Source organism: Rhodococcus sp. PD04 (genome assembly GCF_035918275.1).
Classification (GTDB): Bacteria; Actinomycetota; Actinomycetes; order Mycobacteriales; family Mycobacteriaceae; genus Rhodococcus; species Rhodococcus rhodochrous.
Window position 1 is genome coordinate 5,008,019 of record NZ_CP142143.1, and the last position, 21,196, is coordinate 5,029,214.

The 21,196-nt window shown below is 64.8% G+C and carries 20 protein-coding genes; 3 read left to right on the plus strand and 17 right to left on the minus strand.

Features of this window, described 5'->3' with window-relative positions:
- Positions 1 to 30 precede the first annotated feature (30 nt).
- The 10 genes from U9J23_RS22965 to U9J23_RS23010 form a co-directional block, all read right to left on the minus strand.
- A complete protein-coding gene (locus U9J23_RS22965; RefSeq protein WP_272265977.1) occupies positions 31 to 2,013 on the minus strand; it encodes an oxidoreductase in 1,983 nt (660 codons plus the stop codon).
- Positions 2,014 to 2,018: 5 nt separating this feature from the next.
- Positions 2,019 to 2,534 carry a pyridoxamine 5'-phosphate oxidase family protein gene (locus tag U9J23_RS22970; protein WP_085469928.1) on the minus strand — a complete coding sequence of 172 codons (516 nt, stop codon included), beginning with the start codon at positions 2,532 to 2,534 and terminating at the stop codon, positions 2,019 to 2,021.
- Positions 2,535 to 2,540: 6 nt separating this feature from the next.
- The gene (locus tag U9J23_RS22975) at positions 2,541 to 3,380 is read right to left on the minus strand and encodes a mycofactocin-coupled SDR family oxidoreductase (RefSeq protein WP_085469929.1); all 840 of its coding nucleotides are present in this window, start codon (positions 3,378 to 3,380) and stop codon (positions 2,541 to 2,543) included.
- 32 nt (positions 3,381 to 3,412) lie between these two features.
- Positions 3,413 to 3,829, minus strand: a complete 417-nt coding sequence (locus U9J23_RS22980; protein ID WP_085469930.1) for a MaoC family dehydratase — start codon at positions 3,827 to 3,829, stop codon at positions 3,413 to 3,415.
- 2 nt (positions 3,830 to 3,831) lie between these two features.
- Positions 3,832 to 4,293 (minus strand): hypothetical protein, encoded by a 462-nt coding sequence (locus U9J23_RS22985; protein ID WP_085469931.1) that lies wholly within the window; start codon positions 4,291 to 4,293, stop codon positions 3,832 to 3,834.
- Complete coding sequence (locus tag U9J23_RS22990) at positions 4,290 to 5,846, minus strand: AMP-binding protein (RefSeq protein WP_085470007.1); 1,557 nt, start codon at positions 5,844 to 5,846, stop codon at positions 4,290 to 4,292. Before U9J23_RS22990 ends, U9J23_RS22985 begins: the two co-directional genes overlap by 4 nt.
- Before the next feature lie 23 nt (positions 5,847 to 5,869).
- Positions 5,870 to 6,277, minus strand: a complete 408-nt coding sequence (locus U9J23_RS22995) for a nuclear transport factor 2 family protein (RefSeq protein WP_016692945.1) — start codon at positions 6,275 to 6,277, stop codon at positions 5,870 to 5,872.
- Between the two features lie 125 nt (positions 6,278 to 6,402).
- Positions 6,403 to 7,482, minus strand: a complete 1,080-nt coding sequence (locus U9J23_RS23000) for a 2-oxoacid:ferredoxin oxidoreductase subunit beta (protein WP_085469932.1) — start codon at positions 7,480 to 7,482, stop codon at positions 6,403 to 6,405.
- A complete protein-coding gene (locus U9J23_RS23005; RefSeq protein ID WP_085469933.1) occupies positions 7,479 to 9,413 on the minus strand; it encodes a 2-oxoacid:acceptor oxidoreductase subunit alpha in 1,935 nt (644 codons plus the stop codon). Before U9J23_RS23005 ends, U9J23_RS23000 begins: the two co-directional genes overlap by 4 nt.
- Positions 9,414 to 9,443: 30 nt before the next feature.
- Positions 9,444 to 10,589: an acyl-CoA dehydrogenase family protein gene (locus tag U9J23_RS23010; protein WP_179161822.1), complete on the minus strand. Its 1,146-nt coding sequence runs from the start codon at positions 10,587 to 10,589 to the stop codon at positions 9,444 to 9,446.
- 168 nt (positions 10,590 to 10,757) lie between these two features.
- Between U9J23_RS23010 and U9J23_RS23015 the strand changes: the two genes are divergently transcribed.
- The 3 genes from U9J23_RS23015 to U9J23_RS23025 all read left to right on the plus strand — a co-directional run bounded on the left by U9J23_RS23015 (position 10,758) and on the right by U9J23_RS23025 (position 13,499).
- Entirely contained in the window at positions 10,758 to 11,552 is a 795-nt protein-coding gene (locus tag U9J23_RS23015) for an SDR family NAD(P)-dependent oxidoreductase (protein ID WP_016692941.1), read from the plus strand.
- Positions 11,552 to 11,998, plus strand: a complete 447-nt coding sequence (locus U9J23_RS23020) for an acyl-CoA thioesterase (protein WP_085469934.1) — start codon at positions 11,552 to 11,554, stop codon at positions 11,996 to 11,998. The genes U9J23_RS23015 and U9J23_RS23020 overlap by 1 nt, the downstream gene beginning before the upstream one ends.
- A 229-nt stretch (positions 11,999 to 12,227) precedes the next feature.
- A complete protein-coding gene (locus U9J23_RS23025) occupies positions 12,228 to 13,499 on the plus strand; it encodes a cytochrome P450 (protein WP_085469935.1) in 1,272 nt (423 codons plus the stop codon).
- Positions 13,500 to 13,574: 75 nt separating this feature from the next.
- On the opposite strand, the gene U9J23_RS23030 is transcribed toward U9J23_RS23025, so the two are convergent.
- From U9J23_RS23030 to U9J23_RS23060, 7 genes are all read right to left on the minus strand, one after another.
- Positions 13,575 to 14,819, minus strand: coding sequence for a cytochrome P450 (locus U9J23_RS23030; RefSeq protein WP_229579763.1), 1,245 nt, complete (start codon positions 14,817 to 14,819; stop codon positions 13,575 to 13,577).
- 39 nt (positions 14,820 to 14,858) lie between these two features.
- On the minus strand, positions 14,859 to 15,692 hold the full coding sequence (locus U9J23_RS23035) for a mycofactocin-coupled SDR family oxidoreductase (RefSeq protein ID WP_085469937.1): 834 nt from the start codon (positions 15,690 to 15,692) through the stop codon (positions 14,859 to 14,861).
- Between the two features lie 71 nt (positions 15,693 to 15,763).
- Entirely contained in the window at positions 15,764 to 17,446 is a 1,683-nt protein-coding gene (locus U9J23_RS23040) for an FAD-dependent oxidoreductase (protein WP_179161823.1), read from the minus strand.
- Positions 17,443 to 17,910 (minus strand): nuclear transport factor 2 family protein, encoded by a 468-nt coding sequence (locus U9J23_RS23045; RefSeq protein WP_145707654.1) that lies wholly within the window; start codon positions 17,908 to 17,910, stop codon positions 17,443 to 17,445. Before U9J23_RS23045 ends, U9J23_RS23040 begins: the two co-directional genes overlap by 4 nt.
- Positions 17,910 to 18,737, minus strand: coding sequence for a mycofactocin-coupled SDR family oxidoreductase (locus U9J23_RS23050; RefSeq protein WP_326600702.1), 828 nt, complete (start codon positions 18,735 to 18,737; stop codon positions 17,910 to 17,912). Before U9J23_RS23050 ends, U9J23_RS23045 begins: the two co-directional genes overlap by 1 nt.
- Before the next feature lie 118 nt (positions 18,738 to 18,855).
- Positions 18,856 to 20,118, minus strand: coding sequence for a cytochrome P450 (locus U9J23_RS23055; RefSeq protein ID WP_326600704.1), 1,263 nt, complete (start codon positions 20,116 to 20,118; stop codon positions 18,856 to 18,858).
- Entirely contained in the window at positions 20,118 to 21,191 is a 1,074-nt protein-coding gene (locus U9J23_RS23060; RefSeq protein ID WP_085469940.1) for an LLM class flavin-dependent oxidoreductase, read from the minus strand. Before U9J23_RS23060 ends, U9J23_RS23055 begins: the two co-directional genes overlap by 1 nt.
- Positions 21,192 to 21,196: the final 5 nt, after the last annotated feature.

Sequence of the window (21,196 nt, forward strand, 5' to 3'; positions counted from 1 at the left end):
AATCCTGTAGCGCCGATCGCGCTCGTGCGCTCAGACGAGCTTCGCCAGCGCGTAGGCCTGTCGAGTGGCGAACACCAATCGGCGTGGTGCGTACGCATCACCGAGGATGTGGACCTCCCCATCACCCGTCGCCGCGGGACCGTTCTTCAGGCTTTCGTACAGGACGTCGTCACCGATACCCCCACACGCCAGCACGACGTTGTCGAATCCGTCGACCTCGTAGGTGCGCCCCGAGTACACATTGCGGGTGATCACCCCGGTGGGGGTGATCTCGACGACGTCCTCCATGAAGCGGTACTGCACGCCCTTGTCGTCGAGGCGCCCGAGGATGGCACCCACGATGTACCGTCCCAGCAACTGGCCGGCGGTCTGCGTCGCATAGACGAGTGTGACCTCGCTGCCCCGCTCGGTGAGGTGGTCGGCCAGTGACAACGGTGGCATGTGATCGTCCTGCACGATGATCAGAACCCGCTTGCCGACCGTCGCCTCACCGCTCAGGACGTCGCGGATATCGGCGACGTTGTCGCCGTACACCCCGGGAATGTCCGGGATCCGGCGGGTCGAGCCGGTCGCCACGGCGACCACGTCGAAGTCCGCATTCTCGATCTCGGACCGCGTTGCGGTGTGCTCGAGGTCGACCTTGACACCGACACGTTCGAGTCTGCGCTGCTGCCACTCGAGGTACTCGGCGAACTTGTCGTAGGTCGGCGCATTGATCGCGGTGCGCAGCTGACCTCCGAGCACCGTCGACGATTCCCACAGCTCGACGTCGTGTCCCTTCTCCCGTGCCAGCGCCGCGAACTCCATTCCTGCGGGTCCACCACCGACGACCAGTACCCGCTTCGGGTCGGTCACCGTGGGCCACGGGCCGTCGATCTCGTTGCTCGTGGTCGGATTGACGGCGCATCCGAACGGCAGGTTCTCCACGTAGCGCCGACTGATGCACTCGTTGCCACCCACACAGGGCCGGATCTCGTCGACACGACCGGTCCGGGTCTTCTCGATGATCTCCGGCTCGGCGATGTGTGCGCGTGCCATACCCACGACGTCGGCGTGCCCCGCTGCGAGGATCCTCTCGGCCACGTCCGGATGGTTGATCCGACCGGTGTGTACGACGGGCAACGAGATCGCCCGCTTGAACCGCCCGGCGAGGTCGGCCCACTGTCCCGCCTCGAAGAAGTGTGGCTGGATGTAGGACGGGTTGCCCCAGGGACTTCCGACCACTCCGTGGAAGTAATCGACCAACCCGGTGCTCTCGAGGTACTGCGCGATCTCGACGGCCCCGTCGAGGTCGTAACCGCCGGGCACCTCCTCGCGCAGGTTCAGGCGGACGCCGATCACCATCGACGACCCGATCACGTCACGGATCGCGCGCAGTACTTCGACGGGGAATCGGCAGCGGTTCTCGATGGAGCCGCCGTACTCGTCGTCGCGCTTGTTGGTCAGCGGCGAGAGGAAGTACTCGAGAAGGTCGTCGTGGTTCATGTGGAGCTCGACACCGTCGAGACGGGCCGCCTGGGCCTGTTTCGCGCAGAACTCGTACTGCCCGACGAAGTACGCGATCTCCTCGCGATCGAGCCGGTGCGGCACGGTGTTGATCACCGGAGCGCTGAGCACCGGCGACGCACCGTGCGGCATACCGCCCTGATGCACCATCTGTCCTGTGGCGACCGCACCCTCGGCGTGCAGGGCGTCCGAATACCCCTGCACCCGTTCGACGAAGAACGGCAGGCTGTAGTGCCCCTGTACCGTCGCCCCGACACCGGTCGGTTCGAAGCCGGGGATCATGCCCGTATTCGGCACCCACGCGCTGAGACTGTCGAACCACGCCGCGCCACCGCGGGCACGGGAGACGTAGTACGCGATGTTGCGTTCCGCCTCCTCGTCCGTGCCGAAGATGTTGCCAATCGCCGACGCGTGCGGCGGCAGCATCACCCGGTTCTTCAACTTCATCGGCCCCACCTGGAAGGGGGACAGCAGGTGCGAATAGTCGGACGTCGGATCCGCAGACATGGCGCTCACTTTCTGGTCGAACGAGTCCCCGCCCCGCCACCGCGGCCGTCACCGGGCATCTTGGTGGAGTCGTGGCTGACGGCGATACGCACCGGGCGCACCTCGAGGACTACACGATTGGGACTGTCCAGCAATTGTTCGAAGGCATCGGGATCGTTCGGTGCGTGGTGATGCGCGAAGGCCGGATAGAACCAGCGCTTCGTCTCCTCGTCGGTTCGGACCGTGACGCGGCCGCGGACGGCGAGCATCCGGCGCCCCGCAAGGTCCGTCCCAGCGTTGGAGACGACGAGGGTCACCCGCGGATCGCGACGAGCAGCCCGGACATGGGCGCGGCCACTTGCTGCGGTGAGCCAGAAGGTCCCGTCGCGGTACAGGTAGCTCATCACCACCCCGGCCGGCCACCCTTCCTCCGTGGTGAAGGCGAAGGTGCACTCCCGCTGCGCATCGAGAAGACGTTCCTGGGTTCGAGCGTCGACGCGCAGCGACGTCAGGTCTTCGTTGTCGTCGATACCTACGGCCACCGCGACCTACTTGACGTAGGCGCCGGCGTCGACAGGGAAGGTGACACCCGTGACGTAGCGGGCTTCGTCGCTGCCGAGGAAGAGCACCGCGTTGCTGATGTCGATCGGGTCGATCCACGGGGTCGGCAGGGTGTTGAGGGACATGAATCCCGGCATCGCCTTCTCCTGCGTCGGCTCAGGATCGCCGGGAGAGAACATGCCGTAGGTGCCGGGGTTCTGGATCATCGTCGTATCGACGTTGGTGGGGTGGATCGTGTTGACCCGGATGTTGTGGGGACCGAGTTCATTCGCCATCGTGCGCATCAGACCGACGATTCCGTGCTTTGCGGCGACGTAGTGCCCCACATGTTGCACGCCCTTGAGGCCACCGATCGAGCTGATGAACATGATCGATCCGCCGCGACCGGCCTCGATCATGTGCGGGATCGCCACCGCAGCGGTGTTGTAGACGCCGGTGAGATTGACGTCGATCATGTCGCGCCACTGATCTTCGGTCAGTTCCCAGGACAGACCGTAGGTGGCGATGCCGGCGTTCGCGACGACGATGTCGACTCCGCCGAGGTGGGAGATACCGTCCTCGAGCGCCTTCTGCAGGCCGGCCCGCTCGCGGACATCGGTCCTGTGGGCGATGATGCGGCGGCCGAGTCCCTCGACCAGGCGCACCGTCTCGTCGAGGTCGGCCTCGGTGGCGAGATCGTAGTACGGGCTGACGGAGTCGATGTTCTCGCAGATGTCGACGGCGATGATATCCGCGCCTTCCTCGGCGAGCCGGACCGCGTGGGAGCGGCCCTGACCGCGAGCGGCTCCGGTGATGAATGCGATCTTGCCTGCTGCACGTCCGGTCATGGTGTCCTCCTGGACAGGGTGTCGATGATCGATCAGTTGTCTACGGGCAGACGGACCGTGCCCGTTCCTTCCAGGACGCGAGCGCCGTCCACGACGTCGAGGGCGAGGTCGCAGTGCACGAGCAGGCCCTCGGGGGTCTCGTCGACTGCGGTGACCGTCCCGGAGGCCTGCACACGGTCGCCTTCGAGGACGTTGCCGAGGAAACGGAACCGGTATCGGGTGATGCGGTCGACTCCGCCTGCCCAGTTCCCGAGCATCGACATCACGTAGGCGATGTTGCTCGGTCCCTGATTGACGGTGCGTTCACCGAGTCCGAGCGCGCTCGCGGCGGATCGGTCGAAGTGGATGGGGTTCGGGTCGCGCATGAGCGCGGAGAGGGTCTTCATGCGGGCGGGATCCACTGCTTCGATGATTCGAACCGGGATCTGCTGTCCGACAGTAGGTCTCATGATTAATTACCTCGCCGGGGGAAAACGATCGAATTGGTCGTCGAAGCGTGATGCACACCGTTGCCGTCGTGCAGATCGAGCCGATAGCCGACGATGTCGAACGTGCCGGTTCGACGGCCGACCTTACGGACAGCGGAGACGATCTCTCCCGACACCCGGTAGGTCTCACCTACCTGCAGCGGATGGTGCACGACGGTGTCCGTCTCGCCGGCCATCGGACCGTCGGCCTCGGTGGCTCCACACAATGCGAACAGTTCGTCCCAGGTCCACCCCATGGCTCCGGTGGCGGCGAGGAACACCAGTACCGGGTGCGCTCCCCCGTCGTCGGAGTCGGCGAGCATGCTGTCGAGCACGAGGTGGACCCACCAGGGTTCCAGGGTCGCCTCCCCACCGGGGAAGGGTGTACCGACCAGTGCGTCCAGTTCGGATTCGCCGGGCGTCGTCCGGTCCGTGCCGACGGTCATCGGGTCGCCGCCGGCTGGAGGTACGGGTCGCGCAGCTCTCGCTTCATGATCTTGCCTGTCGGAGCCTTGGGCAGGGCGTCGACGAAGTCCACCGAGCGTGGTTTCTGGTACGAGGCCAGATTGCGCTTCGCGGTGTCGATGATCTCCTGCTCGGTTGCGGTCTGCCCGGGCTTGAGCACCACCACTGCCTTGACGACCTCACCCCATTCGTCGTCGGGAACGCCGATCACGGCGCATTCGAGCACGGCGGGATGTGCACCGATCGCTTCCTCCACCTGGATGCTGTAGATGTTCTCGCCACCGGAGATGATCATGTCCTTCGCACGGTCGACGATGTAGATGTAGCGTTCCTCGTCCCAGACGGCGACGTCGCCCGTCCACATCCAGCCGTCCCGCAGCGTCTGGGCCGTCAGCTCGGGCTTGTTCCAGTAGCCGAGCATGTTGGCTTCGGAGCGGACGACGATCTCGCCGGGGGTCTTCCCGTCACGCGGCACCTCGTTGCCGTCGAAGTCGACGACGCGGATGGTGGTGCCGAATCCTTCCCGGCCGCAGGACTTGAGACGCTGCTCGTTGATCCCGTTGACCGCGTCGCGGTGATCCTCCTGTGACAGGAAGGACATCGTGGTGCCCTCGGTCTGCCCGTAACCCTGGATGAGAGTGCAGGGGAACGCGTCGAGCGCCTGCCGGACGATGGCGGAGGGCATGGGGCCGCCGCCGTACTGGATGTTGCGCAGGCTGGACAGGTCGTAACGGTCGAAGTTCTCGACGGCCATCATCCAGTTGAGCATTGTCGTGATACCGAGGAACGCCGAGACCTTCTCCTGCTCGATGATCGCGAGCGCCTGCCGGGCTTCGAAGTTGACCAGGACGACGGGGCAGCCGTGCTTCATATAGTTCATCGAGAGCACGACGGGGATGTGGTACATCTGCCCGGTGAGCATGTAGACATCGGACGGCACGACTCGTTCGGCCACGGTCTGGTTGAGCATGCCGGCGGCGGCACTGGTGTGGGAATGCAACGCGCCCTTGGATTGTCCTGTGGTCCCTCCGGTGTAGAGGATGAAGAACGGATCATCGTTGCCGATGGTCGATGCCCATACCGGTTCTTCGGCACTCGCGGAGGCGAGAAGGTCCTCGTAGGTGCCGGCACCCCCGGACCCGAACTCGAGCCAATGATCGACGTTCGCGACACGCGTGAGTTCTTCTGCAGTGGATCGGAACTCGCTCGACGTGATGAGGACTCGGGGAGTGGCGTCGGCGATCAGTTCGAGCAGGGCCGTACCCGCCAGGCGCCAGTTGAGCGGCTGGAGGATGAGTCCCGCCCTACCGACGGCGAAGAAGAGTTCCTGGAACTCGATACTGTTCTTGGTCAGGACCGCAACGCGGTCCCCTTTCTCGAGTCCGAGGCCCCGCAGACCGTTGGCGAGGCGGCGCACCCTTTCGTCGAGTTCGGCGAAACTGATCCGCCTGTTGTTCGGTACGTCGTAGACCGCCATCCGGTTCGGCGTGAGCGCAGCCCATTTGGCCGGAATGAGTCCCTGGTTCATCGTCATCGACAACGTCTCCACAGTAGAGGTCAGTAAGGAAGGTCGAGAGCGATGTGACGCTTGGCCAGTACCCACTCGCCGCCCGTCCTGGTCCATTCGTCCTCGTACTTGCCCGTGGTGAGCACGGTCAGTGCGCCGTCCGCCGCGGAGGTGATGAGCAGGTACGACACGCTGCGTACGTTCTTCTCGTCGACCTCTTCGACCAGCACGTTCGTGGTGATGTGGCGGCGCTGGTCGGACTGGGACTCGTGGGCACCACGGAAGAGGCCCATGATCTCGTCGCGACCATGGAGGGGACCGACGAGATCCCCGTCGCCGATACGCATGGTGAAGACGGCCTGCTCGCCGAAAGATGTTTCGACGCCGTCCATGTCACCGTCGTCGTACGCGAGAGCGTAACGGGCGAGGGCGTTTTCGATATCGTTCCTGAGCGACATTACTACTGCTCCTACCGACGAAGGTTCGAGGAGTGATTCGATGTGATAGCCATCACTTTATACTAATCATGCGCATTGTCTAGACCGAAAATCTGCGGCCCGCAACGCTCCGCCCACGGTCGGGCTCAATCGGACACGGACCAGGTATCCGCGCCGGTCAACAACTCCTGCAACGCCTTTGCATCGCCGGCGCGACCGGTACGAGCCGAGTCGTTCTGCTCACGCACCAGATCGTCGTAGCACGGACGCTGAACGGAGCGGAACACGCCGAAGAGCGTGTGTTCGAGGTCCTGATCCGACAGACGTGACAACGCGAATGCATACGCCGGATCGTCCGAGTGCGCATCGTGGACCACGATCTCCTCGGGCGGAACGCTGTCGGTGTCGGCGACCCGGAGTCCGAAACCGTCCCGGACGACACATCTGCCGCCCTCGGCACCGAACACGATCGGCTCACCGTGACGCAGGGGAACGACCCGCTGTTCCGCGTCGTCCTTGCGCAGGACATCGAACGAGCCGTCGTTGAAGATCGGGCAGTCCTGGTAGATCTCCACGAACGACGTACCGCGATGGTCGGCAGCCTGCCGCAACACCTCGGTGAGCCCCTTACGATCGGAGTCGAGGGCTCGGGCGACGAAGGTCGCTTCTGCGCCGAGCGCGAGCGACAGGGTGTTGAACGGGTGGTCGATCGATCCCATCGGGGTCGACTTCGTGACCTTCCCGACCTCGGACGTCGGCGAGTACTGCCCCTTGGTGAGACCGTAGATCCTGTTGTTGAACAGCAGGATGTTCATGTTCACGTTCCGCCGCAAGGCGTGGACGAGGTGATTGCCCCCGATCGACAGGGCGTCGCCGTCGCCGGTGACGACCCACACCGACAGGTCCGGGCGCATGACCGCCAGTCCGGTCGCGATGGACGGAGCCCGGCCGTGAATCGAGTGCAGTCCGTAGGTCTCCAGGTAGTACGGGAAGCGGCTCGAGCACCCGATCCCCGAGACGAACATCATGTTCTCCCGGCGCAGTCCCAGCTCGGGAAGAAAACTACGGATGGCGGCGAGGATCACGTAGTCGCCGCATCCGGGGCACCAACGGACCTCCTGGTCGCTCGTGAAGTCCTTGGCCTTCTGGGGTGTGTCGGTCTTGGGAACGAAGGCGGTGGCACTGAGACCGAGATCCACCCCCACGCGACTTATCAACTCGGTCATGGCTTCTGCTCCTCACAGCCGGCCGAAGGACGGTATTCCGCCGCAGCCAGCGCCGTGGTGGTCTTCGATTCTTCCCGGCTGCGCAGGGTGCCTGTCAGGGCCGCATCGATCGCCTCGAGGATCTCGTCCGCCGAGAATGCCAGGCCCTGCACCTTGGTCACGGATTGGACGTCGATGAGGAAACGCGCACGGAGCACGGACGACAGTTGCCCGAGGTTCATCTCCGGTGCGATGACCGTTCCGTACCGGCCGAGGATCTCGCCGAGGTTCTTCGGCAGCGGATTCAGGTTCCGCAACTGCAGATGCGCGACCTTCGTCCCCCGTCGCCGCGCTCTCCGGCACGCCTCCCCGATCGGACCGTACGAACTGCCCCAGCCGACCACGAGAAGGTCCGCTTCCCCCGACGGGTCGTCGACCACTGCGTCCGGGACATCGATGCCGTCGATCTTGGCCTGCCGCAGCCGCACCATGAGGTCGTGGTTGGCCGGGTCGTACGAGATGTTCCCACTGCCGTCGGCCTTCTCGATGCCGCCGAGTCGGTGTTCGAGTCCCGGCGTCCCAGGGATCGCCACCGACCGCGCAAGGGTCCCACGGTCGCGAGCGTACGGCCGGAACGGTGTCTCGGAGTCCGCCGATTCGATCTCGAAGCCCGGATCGATGGGCGCGATCCGCTCGACGGACGGGATCCGCCACGGTTCGGAACCGTTCGCGATCGCCCCGTCCGAGAGCAGCAACACCGGGGTCCGGTAGGTCACCGCGATACGTGCGGCCTCCACCGCGGCGTCGAAGCAGTCGGCCGGTGAGGAGGGCGCGATCACCGCCACGGGCGATTCGCCGTTGCGACCGTGCAGGGCCTGCAACAGATCTGCCTGCTCGGTCTTGGTGGGCAGACCCGTGGACGGTCCACCGCGTTGCACATCGACCACGATCAATGGAAGTTCCGTCATGACGGCGAGACCGATGGCCTCGCTCTTGAGGGCGAGCCCGGGCCCCGACGTACTCGTCACCCCCAGAGCTCCACTGAGGGACGCACCGATGGCAGCGCCGATGGCGGCGATCTCGTCCTCCGCTTGGAAGGTGGTCACGCCGAAACGCCGATGCTTGGTGAGTTCGTGCAGGATGTCGGAGGCGGGGGTGATGGGGTAGCTGCCGAGGAACAGCTCCAGACCCGACAGCTGTTGTGCCGCAAGTAATCCGTAGGACAGTGCCGTGTTACCGGAGATCTGCCGGTAGGTTCCGGCCGGTAGGTCGGCCTTCGCGATCTCGTAGGTCGTCGCGAACGTCTCGGTGGTCTCGCCGTAGTTCCACCCGGCTCGGAAGGCCAGCAGATTGCCTTCGGCCACCTGGGGCTTCTTCGCGAACTTCGTCCGGAGGAACTCTTCGATCCCGGAGACCGACCGGTTGTACATCCACGACAACAGACCGAGCGCGAACATGTTCTTCGAGCGTTCGCCGTCCTTGCGGCTGAGCCCTACCGGCTCGACCGCGCCGATCGACAGCGATGACATCGGCACCGCGTGTACGACCAGGTCCGCGAGACTTCCGTCCTCGAGGGGGTTCGAGGTGTACCCGACCTTGCCGAGGTTCCGTTTGGTGAATTCGTCCGTGTTCACGATGACGGTGCCGCCGCGCGGCAGGTCCGCGACGTTTGCCTTCAGAGCAGCGGGGTTCATCGCGACGAGGACGTCCGGGCGGTCTCCTGCGGTGAGGATGTCGTGATCGGCGATCTGGATCTGGAACGACGACACTCCCGGCAGGGTGCCCTGGGGTGCGCGGATCTCGGCGGGGAAGTTCGGTTGGGTGGCGAGGTCGTTGCCGAACACCGCGGCTTCGGCGGTGAACCGGTCGCCGGTCAGCTGCATGCCGTCACCCGAATCGCCGGCGAAGCGGATGACCACCCGTTCGAGTTGGGTCGCGTCGACTTTCGTCATACTCGTTGCCTCCGGGTCCGATCGGGGTACCTAGCCGGCATCCCGTACGAGTTGCTTGGCGAGCGAATCGAGGATCACCTCGGTCGATCCCTCGTAGATGCGCATGGGGCGCGCTTCGCGGTAGAGGCGTTCGAGCTTCCCACCGCGTACGAGCCCGAATCGACCTGCGACCTGGACCGATCGATCGACGACAGATGCGGCGATCTCGGTGGCTGCGACCTTCGCCATCGACGACAGATGCAGGTTCGCCCGGGCGTCCCGGGCCGATGCAGCGGCTGCCCTGTAGGTGAGGGACCGCGCCATTTCGATATCCATCCAGCACTTGGCGAGGTGTTCGGGCACCGATCCGAGCCGAGCGAGTGTCACGCCGAAGCCCTCCCGGGTCCTGGCGTGGGCGACCGCTTCGTCGAGGGCGGCCTGCGCGAGCCCGACCGCGGCACCGGCGACGGAGACCCGGAAGGTGGCCAGTGTGGCCAGCACCAGAGCGAACCCCTTACCGGGTTCGCCGATCCGGTTGTCGACAGGGACCTCGACATTGTCGAGGACCACATCGGACAGCACGTGCGGAGCGATGATCTGGTGTGGTCGCTCGGTGCGTAGTCCCGGCGTATCCGCGGGCACGAGCACGAGCGAGTAACCGTCGCCCTCGCGACCGAGGATGCTGTAGAAGTCCGCGTCCCCACCGTTGGTGATGAAGGACTTGTGACCGTTGACGATCAGTTTGCCGTCGCGCTCGACGACCGTCGTCGTCAGCGCCTTGAGGTCGGAGCCCACCCCCGGCTCGGTCAGACCGAGCGCGGCGATGGCATCGAGGCGTGCGACCTTGGGCAGCCATTCCTCCTTGAGCTTCTCGGATCCACCGACACCGATTCCGTAGCTGCCGATGCCCTGCATGGCGAACATCGAATCCAGGTGTGCACACTCCGCACCGAGGGCTTCGCGCACCACGGTCACGGCCAGCGAGTCGACCCTGTCGAAGCGGCCGCCGTAGGCGGCAGGGACCACGATCTCGGCGAGGCGCGAGGCCGCGAGGCGCTTGCGCACGTCCGGGTCGATACTGTCCGATTCGTCGGCCCGTGCTGCGATGTCACTGCAGTCGGCCGCGAGGTCGCGCGCCGCGGCCTGCACATCGAGGTATCGCTGCGGCAAGGTGAAGAGGTCCTGCTCGGTGCTCACTGTGTACTCCTTCTGACCGGTTCTGACCGGCGGCCTGCCGGCGGGCGCAGACGAGATGTGACGTGTCGCGTTGCGCGATGGACTCGTGAACTGGATCACTATCCGGTAATCTATGATCACAATAACAAGGAATTATGGTCAGTCAACCGGAACCAGTGGAGGAAGAAGATGGCCGAATCACCAACCGGAAAGTCCGTTCCGGAGTTCGATCCGACGCGCGCATTCGATCTGACCGACCGCGTCGCGATCGTCACCGGCGGGAGCCGAGGACTCGGTCGCGCCATCGCCTTCGGACTCGCGCGCGCCGGATGCGATGTGGTGATCGCCAGCCGCGATCTCGCATCCTGCCGGACGACTGCGGACGAGATCACCGCCGAGACCGGCCGCAAGACCCTGGCGCACTCGTTCCACGTCGGACGATGGGATTCCATCGACGAACTGGTCGATACCGTGTACTCACACTTCGGCAGAGTCGACGTCCTGGTCAACAACGCCGGTATGTCTCCGCTGTACGACAGTCTCGACACCGTCACCGAAACACTCTTCGACAAGGTCGTCGGCGTGAACCTCAAAGGTCCGTTCCGGCTCGCCGCACTGGTGGGAACACGCATGGCCGAGGGCGACGGCGGCTCGATCATCAACATCTCCAGCGCCGGATCGGTGCATCCGAGACCCGACATCCTCCCGTACGCCGCAGCCAAGGCCGGATTGAACGCCGTCACGATCGGCATGGCCCACGCCTTCGGCCCGACCGTGCGAAGCAACGCCATCATGGCCGGCACGTTCCTGACGGACGTGAGCAACTCCTGGGACATGGACGCCTTCAACAGGCGCGCCCAGGGCTTTGCCGCCAAACGAGGTGGACAACCCGACGAGATCGTCGGGGCCGCGCTCTATCTCGCGAGCAGCGCATCCAGCTTCACGACCGGCTCGATCCTCACCGTCGACGGAGGACACCCCTGATGACCGAGAACCTCACTCTGACGACCACTCCCGTGACGCAGCAGCGCTTCCGACTCGCTTACGGTGATTGCGATGCGGTAGGCATCTCGTACTTCGCGATCAACTACCCATGGATGGAGCGCACCTACAGCGTGTGGCTCCATTCGTTCGGCCTCGAAAGCCACAGGCTGCTCGACACCGTCGGGGTCTACACGGTCGGCCTGAAGTCCGAGTGCCAGTACATCACCAGCTGCAAGGTCTTCGACGAACTCACCTGCACGGTCGCGCTCGACCGCATCGGCACGACTTCCTACACCCTCGCCTTCGACTTCGAACGAGGTGACGAACTCGTGGCACAGGGCCGGATGACGTTCGCCGTCCGCAACCCCGACGGCACGAAAGCCGCGATCCCTGATCGTTTCCTGGCAGCCCTGCGCACACTGGACCCACCGAAGTCTGTTGGCTGAGAAAGCTTCCCGAGACACAGGCGCCACTCCCTCCGGAGTGGCGCCTGTGTCGTCCGCACACCGGATGCAGCATCGTCACGGCTATCGGCAGCATTGACATGAGTGAATTCGTAGTTATAGTTACCACTCATCCAGTGACACAGGCCACATCCCGCAGGCGAAGCGCGATGGCTCGAGCCGTCCTTCTTCCTCTGCCTCCGCACCGTCCGCTCCACATCGAGGAGATCGCGTGACTGCAGTAGAACCCCGTCCGGCCGCTCCCGACATTCTCTCCCCCGAGTTTCTCGACGACCCGTATCCCTGCTACCGGATATTGCGTGATCACTACCCTGCGCTCCATCACCCCGGCACCGACAGTTACCTGATCAGCAGGTACCAGGACTGCGCGGAGGCGTTCCGCAGCCCGAAGTTCTCGAGTCGCAATTACGAATGGCAGCTCGAACCGATCCACGGACGCACCATCCTGCAGATGCAAGGAACCGAGCACTCGACTCATCGTTCACTGCTCAATCCGTTCTTCCGCGGGAGCGGGCTCGAGAAGTTCATGCCCGTCATCACCCACAACGCTGCCGAACTCATCGACGGCATCGTGACCGGGGCTGCCGACAACCTCCTCGGAGAAGTGGCCGGATGCGGTGAGGCCGAACTGGTTTCCGACTTCACGAGTCGTTTCCCCATCAATGTCATGGTCGACATGTTGGGCCTCCCCAAGAGCGACCACGAGCGGTTCCGGGGCTGGTACTTCTCGATCATGGCGCACCTGAACAACCTCGCCGGCGACCCCGAGATCACCGCCGCAGCAGCGCGCACCCACGACGAACTCCAGGACTACATGCTCCCTCTCATCCGGGAGCGGCGTTCCGGTGACGGCGACGACCTGCTCTCACGCCTGTGCCGGGCAGAAGTCGACGGCGAGAAGATGTCCGACGACGAGATCAAGGCCTTCGTCAGCCTTCTGCTCGTCGCCGGCGGTGAAACCACCGACAAGGCCATCACCAGCATGATCCGCAACCTGATCGACCATCCCGACCAGATGCAGGCCGTCCGAGCCGACCGCAGCCTGGCGGATCGGGTCATCGCCGAGACACTGCGCCATTCGGGACCGGTACACATGATCATGCGCCAGACCGAAGAAGATGTACAGATCGACGACACCGTAATCCCTTCGGGAGCAACGTGTATCATGATGCTCGCTGCGGCGAATCGGGACGACAGACATTTCTCCGATCCGGAGCGGTTCGACATATTCCGTGAGGATCTACAGGTCGATCGAGCCTTCAGCGGTGCGGCCAACCATGTCCAGTTCATCCTCGGTCGCCACTTCTGTGTGGGCTCATTGCTGGCGAAGACCGAGATGACGATCGCCTTGAATCTCATCCTCGACACCATGGAGTCGATCCGGTACCGGGACGGATTCGTTCCGCGAGAAGTGGGCCTCTACACCAGGAGCATCCCCGAGCTGCCGATCGTGTTCGAGCCCGCGGGCGGTGCACGGAGATAATCGGTGCACCAGGTAGGTGACCACCTGCTCGTCGAGGTCGGTCCGCGCGTCGAAGTCACGCGGACCGACCTCGCCTCACATGAGGGTGTAATCGGTGAGGATGCGCTTGCCCGGCGTGAAGATGGTCGGGATCCGCTGATAGCCGGTGTTCACTCCTTGGCGCGGATAGGTCTCCAGCGCATCGAAATCGATCTCGTAGTCGGGCATTCGTTGCAGAACCTGTTCGATCAGGGCACGGGACATGTACCGGCCGAGATGCGACCCCGCGCAACGATGGACACCGATCCCGAACGCGGTGTGCCGGTTGGGCCAGCGATCGATGTCGACCTCGTCGGGATTGTCGAACAGTTCCCGGTCCCGGTTCGCCGATGCCCAGGACAGCAGGACACGATCCCCCTTCTTCATCGGGCAGCCGTGGAACTCGATGTCCTGCAGAACGGTACGGGCCAGGGCCTGCGTCGGGGAGAAGTAACGGAGGAACTCCTCGACCGCATGATCCATCAGGCTCGGATCATCGATCAGCCTCCGACGCACGTCGGGATGACGAGCGAGCCAGACCAGTGAATTGCTCACCAACGACGCCGTGGTGCCCACGCCACCGGAGATGAGCAGATCGACGATCGCGAAGGTGTCGTGATCGTCGAGAGGCTCACCGTCGATCTCCTGTCGAACGAGATAGCTGATGATGTCGTCACGTGGTTCCGCACGACGATCGGCGATCCGTTGGCGGATCCGGTTCGCCAGATACGGGAAGTCGACCTCGACGGCCCGTGTGTGTTCGTCGGTTCCGGGAATGCCGGCCAGTACCTGGAAATGAGCTTCCGAGTATCGGCGCCATTCGGAGACGTCGAGACCGAGCCATTCGATGGTGACGATGGACGGCACGCCGATCACCGAGGTGAGATCGCACTTGCCGCCCTCGATGACACTGTCGATGAATCCGGCGACGTGGCGGTCCACCATCGACTTCATCTTCTCGACGGCGGCCGGCGCCGAGACGGGATTGACGATCTTGCGGTATTTCCGGAACTCGGGCGGATCGAGCTCGATGGGGATGTGATCGTGATGGGGCGTCTTGGGAATGACGACCGACAGACCTTCTCCCCCGTATTTCGTGCGACGCGAGGAGAATACGTCGTCGTTGCGTGCAGCATCGAAGACGGAGGCGTAGTCGGACAACACCCAGTAGCCCCCGTGCGCCTCGGTCCATCCCACTTTTACCGATTCGCGGATTCCCCGGTACGAGCCTGCCGGGTCTGCCGAGTGCTCCGGCGAATTGTGATCGAAATCGATCATCGGGCACCTGGAGGTGCTTTCCATCGTGGGTTCCTTCCGAAGAGAACTGCGGGAGTGGGTCGTCTAGGTCCGGGCGAGGAGCCCTGCGTCGATGGGCAGCACGACACCGGTGACGTAGCGGGCCTCGTCGGAGGCGAGCCACACCAACGCATTGCTGACGTCGACGGCCTCGACCCAGGGCACGTCGAGCTCGTTGCGCCGACGGCAGTGGTCGACGATGTCGTCCTGCGTCGGCGACTCGAGATCGGGCCGGTAGATGCGATACATCGCGTCGTTCTCGATCATGTCGGTTCGCACCGTTCCGGGATTGAGTGTGTTCACCCGGATCCCGTGCTCGCCGAGTTCGTTGGACAGCGTGCGCATGAGGCTCACCACCCCACCCTTGCTGGCGGCATAGTGGCCGAGATTGCGACTCGCCCTGATCGCAGCGACCGAGCTGGTGAGAACGATGGCGCCACCGGTGCCCTGCTCGATCATCGGGGGTGCCACCGCCCGCACGGTGTGGAATACACCTGTGAGGTTGACGTCGATGACGTTCTGCCACTCCTCGTCGCTGAGATGCCAGGTCGGGGTGAAGCTGACGATGCCGGCGTTCGCGCTCACGATGTCGAGGTGACCGAATTCCGCCACGGCGTCGGAGACGAGCAGGTCCAGCGCTGCCTGGTCGCGGACGTCGACGACGCGGGACAGACAACGGCGTCCCGTGGCCTCGACGAGGCGGTGCGTCTCGGCCAGATCGTCGGAGGTGGCGAGCGGGTAGGCGACGGTGTCGATGTCCTTGCACGCATCGAGCACGATGACATCGGCACCTTCCTCGGCGAGCCGGACCGCGTTCGAGCGGCCCTGACCGCGCGCCGCTCCCGTCACCAGTGCGACCTTGCCGTCCACACGCCCCATGCCGTTCTCCTGTTCCTCGACGAATGCTGCTGTTCTCACTCGGACCGCTCACGCGGGTGTCACGACTGCCCTCACGCGGGTGCCGTGGCGTGCGCGGAAGACGAGTCGAGAAATGCCGTGTTCCCGGCTCGCGCGGCCGCGCGACCGGCCCGGTATCCGAATACGAGGGCCGGCCCGAGAGTTCCGCCCGCACCGCCGTAGACCATGCCCGTCGGGGCGGCCATCACGTTCCCGGCCGCGAACAGACCCGCGATGATGTCACCGTCGACGTCGAGCACCGCGCCGTCGGTATCGGTACGCGGACCGCCCTTCGTGCCGAGCGTGCTGCTGTGGATCTGTACTGCGTGGAACGGTGCTCGTGCGACGGAGCCGAGCGTGGATCCGACGCCCGGATACTTGCTCTTGTCGCCGACGAAGCCGTCGTAGATGCTCTCGCCGCGACGGAACTCGCTGTCCCGGCCACGCGCGACGTCCTCGTTCCAGCGCGCAAGAGTCGCCTCGAGTGCCTCCGCCGGTACATCGATCCTGCGCGCGAGTTCTGCCGGGGTGTCGGCCCGGATGATCCACTCCGGCGCCTCGGCGCCGGGTGCCGCGCCGAAGGCACCGTACTCCGCGAGGTGATCGGCGTCGAAGATCAGCCAGCACGGCTGGTTGAGATAGTCGAACTCGTGCGCGTCGAGTTGGTGGAAGGCACCGCCGAGCGCGTTGTAGTTGGTCGCCTCGTTGGTGAACCGGCGTCCGAGACGATTGACCATGATCGAATGCGGGGCAGTGCGCTCCCGGTGCACGAGTTGCACGGCCTGCGCGCCGTCGATCTGCCGGTCGGGCAGCACTGCCACCGGAGCCCACCATGCTTCGCGCATATTGCCGAGTTGCGCGCCGACACGCATCGCCATGCGGAGCCCGTCACCGGTGGACGTGGGCACCGAGGCGGGATGGCGGAGAGGACCGCGCAGGAAGTCCCGGCACAGATCCTCGTCCCATTCGAACCCACCGGTGGCGAGGACGACACCGCGTCGTGCGTGAACGTCGTGGGTACCGTTCGGTCCTTCGAATCGCACCCCGGAGATCCGGCCGTCACGTCCGTGGAGCAGACGCACACCGCGCTCACGGGTGTGGACGGCGACGCCGTCGTCCAGGCAGCCCTGCAGCAGTGCGGCGACCATACTGCGGCCGAGTCCTTCGACGTCGGCCTGCTCCCGTTCGGCCTGCACCTCGGGCGGCAGGTGGCCGGTGCCCCCACCGATCGGTGTCTCGCCCACCGTCATCCGTCGGGGTACCCCGACGAGCTTGTCCCTCCACCGGCCTAGGTCGACGAAGCCGAACAGTCGCGGTTCGAGCGACCGCCCGCCGTGTGGCATCCCGCCGGGACGTTCGGGGTGGTAGTCGGGGTATCCGGGCACCAGTTGCATCTTCAGCGGGGTGGTGTCGAGCCAATCGAGAAGTTCGGGGACGGTGTCGACGAACGTCCGGGAGAGTTCGGGAAGGATCATGCCGTGCGACAGCGAGTCGAGGTAGGCCAGGGCCTGCTCGCGCGAATCGTCGATCCCTGCTTCGGTGGCGTACCGATTGTTCGGCAACCAGGCCACGCCGCTGGACAGGCAGGTCGTCCCGCCGAGCAGGTCGCCCTTCTCGAACACCGCGACACTCGCTCCGCTGCGCGAGGCGGACAGCGCCGCACAGAGTCCGGCTGCACCGCTGCCGAGTACGACGACGTCGTAGCTGTCGGGAAGGTCTTCGCCCCGCATGGTCATACCTCGTTCGGGATGGGGTTCGTGAGAACCGTGCCGTAATGGTGGACCGGTACCGCATACCGGACCTCGAGTCGTCGCTCGGCGAAGAGCCAGACGTCGTCGCTGCGCTCGTAGCGATCGTGGTACCGCAACGCCAGCACGTACTGCACACCGTCCTGCGCGTATTCGACATGACTCGGAATCACACCGAGTGCGGTGTCCGGCCCCGTGAAATCCACGACGCCGGGATGCGGAGTATGAATACTGGCTCCGTCGTAGGTGTCGAGTGTCCTGCGTACATAGGCGACGATGGCATCACGGCCGCGGATGGTGCCGGACAGGCCGACGAGCACGGCATCGGGTGTGTAGAGATCCGCGAGGCACTCCATGTCGTGATCGTCGACGACGAGTGCGTAACGTGCGGTGAGTGCATTGATCGCGGCGATGTCCTCGGCGCGCGCGACCGGATCCGTAGCGGCGTCCATCATTTCACCAGCGCGCCGGCATCGATCGGCATGGTGATGCCGGTGACGTAACGGGACCGATCGCCGGCAAGGAAGAGCACGGCGTTGCTCACATCGTCGGGATGCACGAACGGAACGTCGAGAGCGTGCATGCCGTGGAGCAGAGGTTCGACGTCCGCACGGGTCGGCGCATCCGCGTCGGGCAGGAAGAGTCTGTAGATCGCGTCGTTGAGCAGCATCCGCGTATCGACGTTGGTGGGGAGCACCGCGTTGACCCGGATACCTTCGGGACCCAGTTCGTTCGCCAGACTGCGCATGATACCGAGTACGCCGTGTTTGGCGGCCGCGTAGTGAGCATTGTTGGGTAGGCCCTTGAGACCGGCGATGGAACTGATCAGAACGATACTGCCGCCGCGACCACCGGCACGCAGGTGCGGAACCGACGCTATGACGGTGTTCCAGACACCCGTGAGATTGATGTCGATCATGTCGCGCCATATCTCATCGGTGAGTTCCTCGACAGGGAAGCTGCCGGCGATCCCGGCGTTCGCGACGACGACGTCGAGGCGTCCGAAACTCTCGATCCCGCGTGCAAGAGCCTTCGTCACCGCGTCGGCGTCACGAACGTCTGCGACGGTCGCTTCGATCCGCCGGCCTTCGGCTTCGACGAGATGCACGGTCTCGTCGAGATCCGCCGAAGTGGCCATGTCGTAGGGTGCACCTGCTACGGGGGCACACAGGTCGAGCGCGATGATGTCTGCGCCCTCTCGTGCGAGGCGGACCGCGTGGTTGCGCCCCTGTCCGCGCGCCGCGCCGGTGACGAATGCGACCTTGCCGTCGAAATCCATGGGAGAACCACCCTTTCGATCAATGCATATGATTATGATCACATCGGTCGGCATTCGTCAACGACCCTCGCCTCGTATCGTCGCCGAAAGTCGTTGGCATGCAGCCTGTTATCTGCACCTACCGGGCCGGTGTACCGGCAGATCCGCAACGCGGCCCCGGGGTGAATCGAGCCGGTATCTTCTTCCACCCCGGATTGACCGCCTGATGAGGGAACGGCACGACCTCCTCGTGCAGAATCTCGTAATCCGGCATTCTCCCGAGGATCCGACCGAGCATCTCGACAGCCAGAGCTCTCGCGAGATGCGATCCTGCACAACGATGCACACCCATCCCGAACGAGGTGTGCCGGTTCGGCCACCGGTCGATGTCGACGGAGTCCGGATCGTCGAACGCATCGGCGTCCCGGTTCGCCGACGCCCAGCTCAGCAGCACCCGATCGCCCGTGTGGAATCGGTGGCCGCGGAATTCCACATCGCGGGTGACGGTACGAGCCAATGCCTGTGTGGGTGAGAAGACCCGGAGGAACTCCTCGACCGCGCGAGGAAGTTTCTCCGGATAACGGATCAGGTTGCGGCGCAGATCCCGATCGGTGTCGAGATACATCAACGTCTGGGCGACGAGCGAGGCCGTGGTTCCCACCCCGCCCGAGATCAACAACTCCGCCATCGCGAACACTTCGTCGTCCGTCAGCGGACGGCCGTCGATCTGCGATGCGAGCAGATGACTCAACACGTCCTCGCGCGGCTCGATCCGGCGCCGGCCGATCGTCGCACGCAACTGCTCTTCCATCCAGGGGAAGTCGACGTCGATCGCATGCGTGAACTCCGCACTGCCCGGCAGTTCGGACAAGGCGGCATGATGCGCGTGCGCATAACGCTCCCAGTCGTCGGCCGGCAGTCCGAGCCAGTCGATCGTCACCACAGCGGGGACACCGATGATCGTTGCGAAGTCGCACTGCCCGTCCTCGATCACCCGATCGAGGAACCGGGTCGTGTACTTCTCGATCGATGGACGCAGACGCTCCACGGCGGCAGGTGTCGTCAGCGGGTTGATCAATTTGCGGTACTTGCGATGCTCCGGCGGATCGAGTTCCACCGGAATATGGTGGTTGACGGGAGTCTTGGGAATCACCGTGGCGAGCCCCTCACCCCCGAACGGGCACCGTGCGGACGAGAACACCTGATCGTCCCGGGCGGCGTCGAAGACGCCCTCGTAGTCCGTGAAGACCCAGAAACCCCCGTGCCGAGGCGACCGTACCACCGGGCCGAGAGCACGGAGACGTCGATACGAGGCCACCGTGTCGGCAGCGTGCTCGGCGGAGTTGTGGTCGAAATCGACTACCGGGCAGTTCGGTTCGACGAGTCGATCATCGAGGGACATCACACCGCTCCTGTCGGGGTCGGGCACGGGCCCTGCGAACGATTCTCCGATGCCCGGGCATCGATCGACACGATCTCGTTCAGACCCGGAACGATGTCCCGCCCCAGATCGTCGAGATAGGCGACCACCTCGTCCGAACTCATGTCCGGCCACTGAGCGCGCACGATCACCGGATCGACCGGGACCATGCCGGCGAGATCACGCAACTGGGAGAGACATTCGTCAGGTGTGCCGATGATCGCTTCTCTGCGCGCGACCTCACGGAATTCCTCCCGCAGGGCGCGAGCGTCGCGAGTCGCCAATTCCCGCTGGGCGTATGCCAGCAGACGATCCCGGGCCATCGCCTCGAAACGATCGAAGGCGGCTTCCGACGTGCGGCCGGGCACGATCTCCCGCCGCAACGGATGTCTCGGCACCGGCGGCCGGCCGTGCTTGCGTCGCGCGGCGGCATACACGTCGAACATCCGCTTCATATCCGAGGTCCGGGTCTCCGGTGTCACCGGCCAGGCATCCCCGAGCCGCGCCGAACGTCGCACACCGGAATCGCGCAGCGCGCCGATCCAGATCGGCGGGTGGGGCTGCTGCCACGGCCGAATGTGGGTCCGGACGTCGTCGAGGGTCCAGAACCGGCCGTGGAAGGTCACCTCGTCCCGGGTCCACAGCAGGCGCACGATCTGCAACGCCTCGTCCATCATCGCGAACCTCTGATCGAAGTCCACTCCGAACGCGGCGAACTCCTCGCGACGGTATCCCGCACCTACTCCGACGACCAGTCGACCGCGGGTGAGGATGTCGAGGGTGGCCAGTTCCTCGGCGAGCGCCACCGGATGGAACAGCGGAGCCTGCACGACCATGGTGCCGATCCGCACCCCCGGATCCAGTTCGGCGGCAATCCGGGCCAACGTCGGGATCGGCTGCAGCCAACGCAGATTCCCGTACAGGTAGTGGTGCCCCATCACGATGTACCGCACCCCGTTGCGTTGCGCTGCATCGACCTGTCTCAACAGGCCGTCGAGATGCTCGCGTGGCGACAGCGTGGTGTGCACGTCCCCGAGGATCACGCCGAGTTCCATATCGC

Bases quoted from the DNA above. Each gene is read 5' to 3' on its own strand.
- U9J23_RS22965 (WP_272265977.1), bottom strand. From the start codon at position 2,013: ATGTCTGCGGATCCGACGTCCGACTATTCGCACCTGCTGTCCCCCTTC.
- U9J23_RS22975 (WP_085469929.1), bottom strand. From the start codon at position 3,380: ATGACCGGACGTGCAGCAGGCAAGATCGCATTCATCACCGGAGCCGCT.
- U9J23_RS22980 (WP_085469930.1), bottom strand. From the start codon at position 3,829: ATGAGACCTACTGTCGGACAGCAGATCCCGGTTCGAATCATCGAAGCA.
- U9J23_RS22985 (WP_085469931.1), bottom strand. From the start codon at position 4,293: ATGACCGTCGGCACGGACCGGACGACGCCCGGCGAATCCGAACTGGAC.
- U9J23_RS22990 (WP_085470007.1), bottom strand. From the start codon at position 5,846: ATGACGATGAACCAGGGACTCATTCCGGCCAAATGGGCTGCGCTCACG.
- U9J23_RS22995 (WP_016692945.1), bottom strand. From the start codon at position 6,277: ATGTCGCTCAGGAACGATATCGAAAACGCCCTCGCCCGTTACGCTCTC.
- U9J23_RS23000 (WP_085469932.1), bottom strand. From the start codon at position 7,482: ATGACCGAGTTGATAAGTCGCGTGGGGGTGGATCTCGGTCTCAGTGCC.
- U9J23_RS23005 (WP_085469933.1), bottom strand. From the start codon at position 9,413: ATGACGAAAGTCGACGCGACCCAACTCGAACGGGTGGTCATCCGCTTC.
- U9J23_RS23015 (WP_016692941.1), top strand. From the start codon at position 10,758: ATGGCCGAATCACCAACCGGAAAGTCCGTTCCGGAGTTCGATCCGACG.
- U9J23_RS23020 (WP_085469934.1), top strand. From the start codon at position 11,552: ATGACCGAGAACCTCACTCTGACGACCACTCCCGTGACGCAGCAGCGC.
- U9J23_RS23030 (WP_229579763.1), bottom strand. From the start codon at position 14,819: ATGGAAAGCACCTCCAGGTGCCCGATGATCGATTTCGATCACAATTCG.
- U9J23_RS23035 (WP_085469937.1), bottom strand. From the start codon at position 15,692: ATGGGGCGTGTGGACGGCAAGGTCGCACTGGTGACGGGAGCGGCGCGC.
- U9J23_RS23040 (WP_179161823.1), bottom strand. From the start codon at position 17,446: ATGACCATGCGGGGCGAAGACCTTCCCGACAGCTACGACGTCGTCGTA.
- U9J23_RS23045 (WP_145707654.1), bottom strand. From the start codon at position 17,910: ATGGACGCCGCTACGGATCCGGTCGCGCGCGCCGAGGACATCGCCGCG.
- U9J23_RS23050 (WP_326600702.1), bottom strand. From the start codon at position 18,737: ATGGATTTCGACGGCAAGGTCGCATTCGTCACCGGCGCGGCGCGCGGA.
- U9J23_RS23055 (WP_326600704.1), bottom strand. From the start codon at position 20,118: ATGTCCCTCGATGATCGACTCGTCGAACCGAACTGCCCGGTAGTCGAT.
- U9J23_RS23060 (WP_085469940.1), bottom strand. From the start codon at position 21,191: ATGGAACTCGGCGTGATCCTCGGGGACGTGCACACCACGCTGTCGCCA.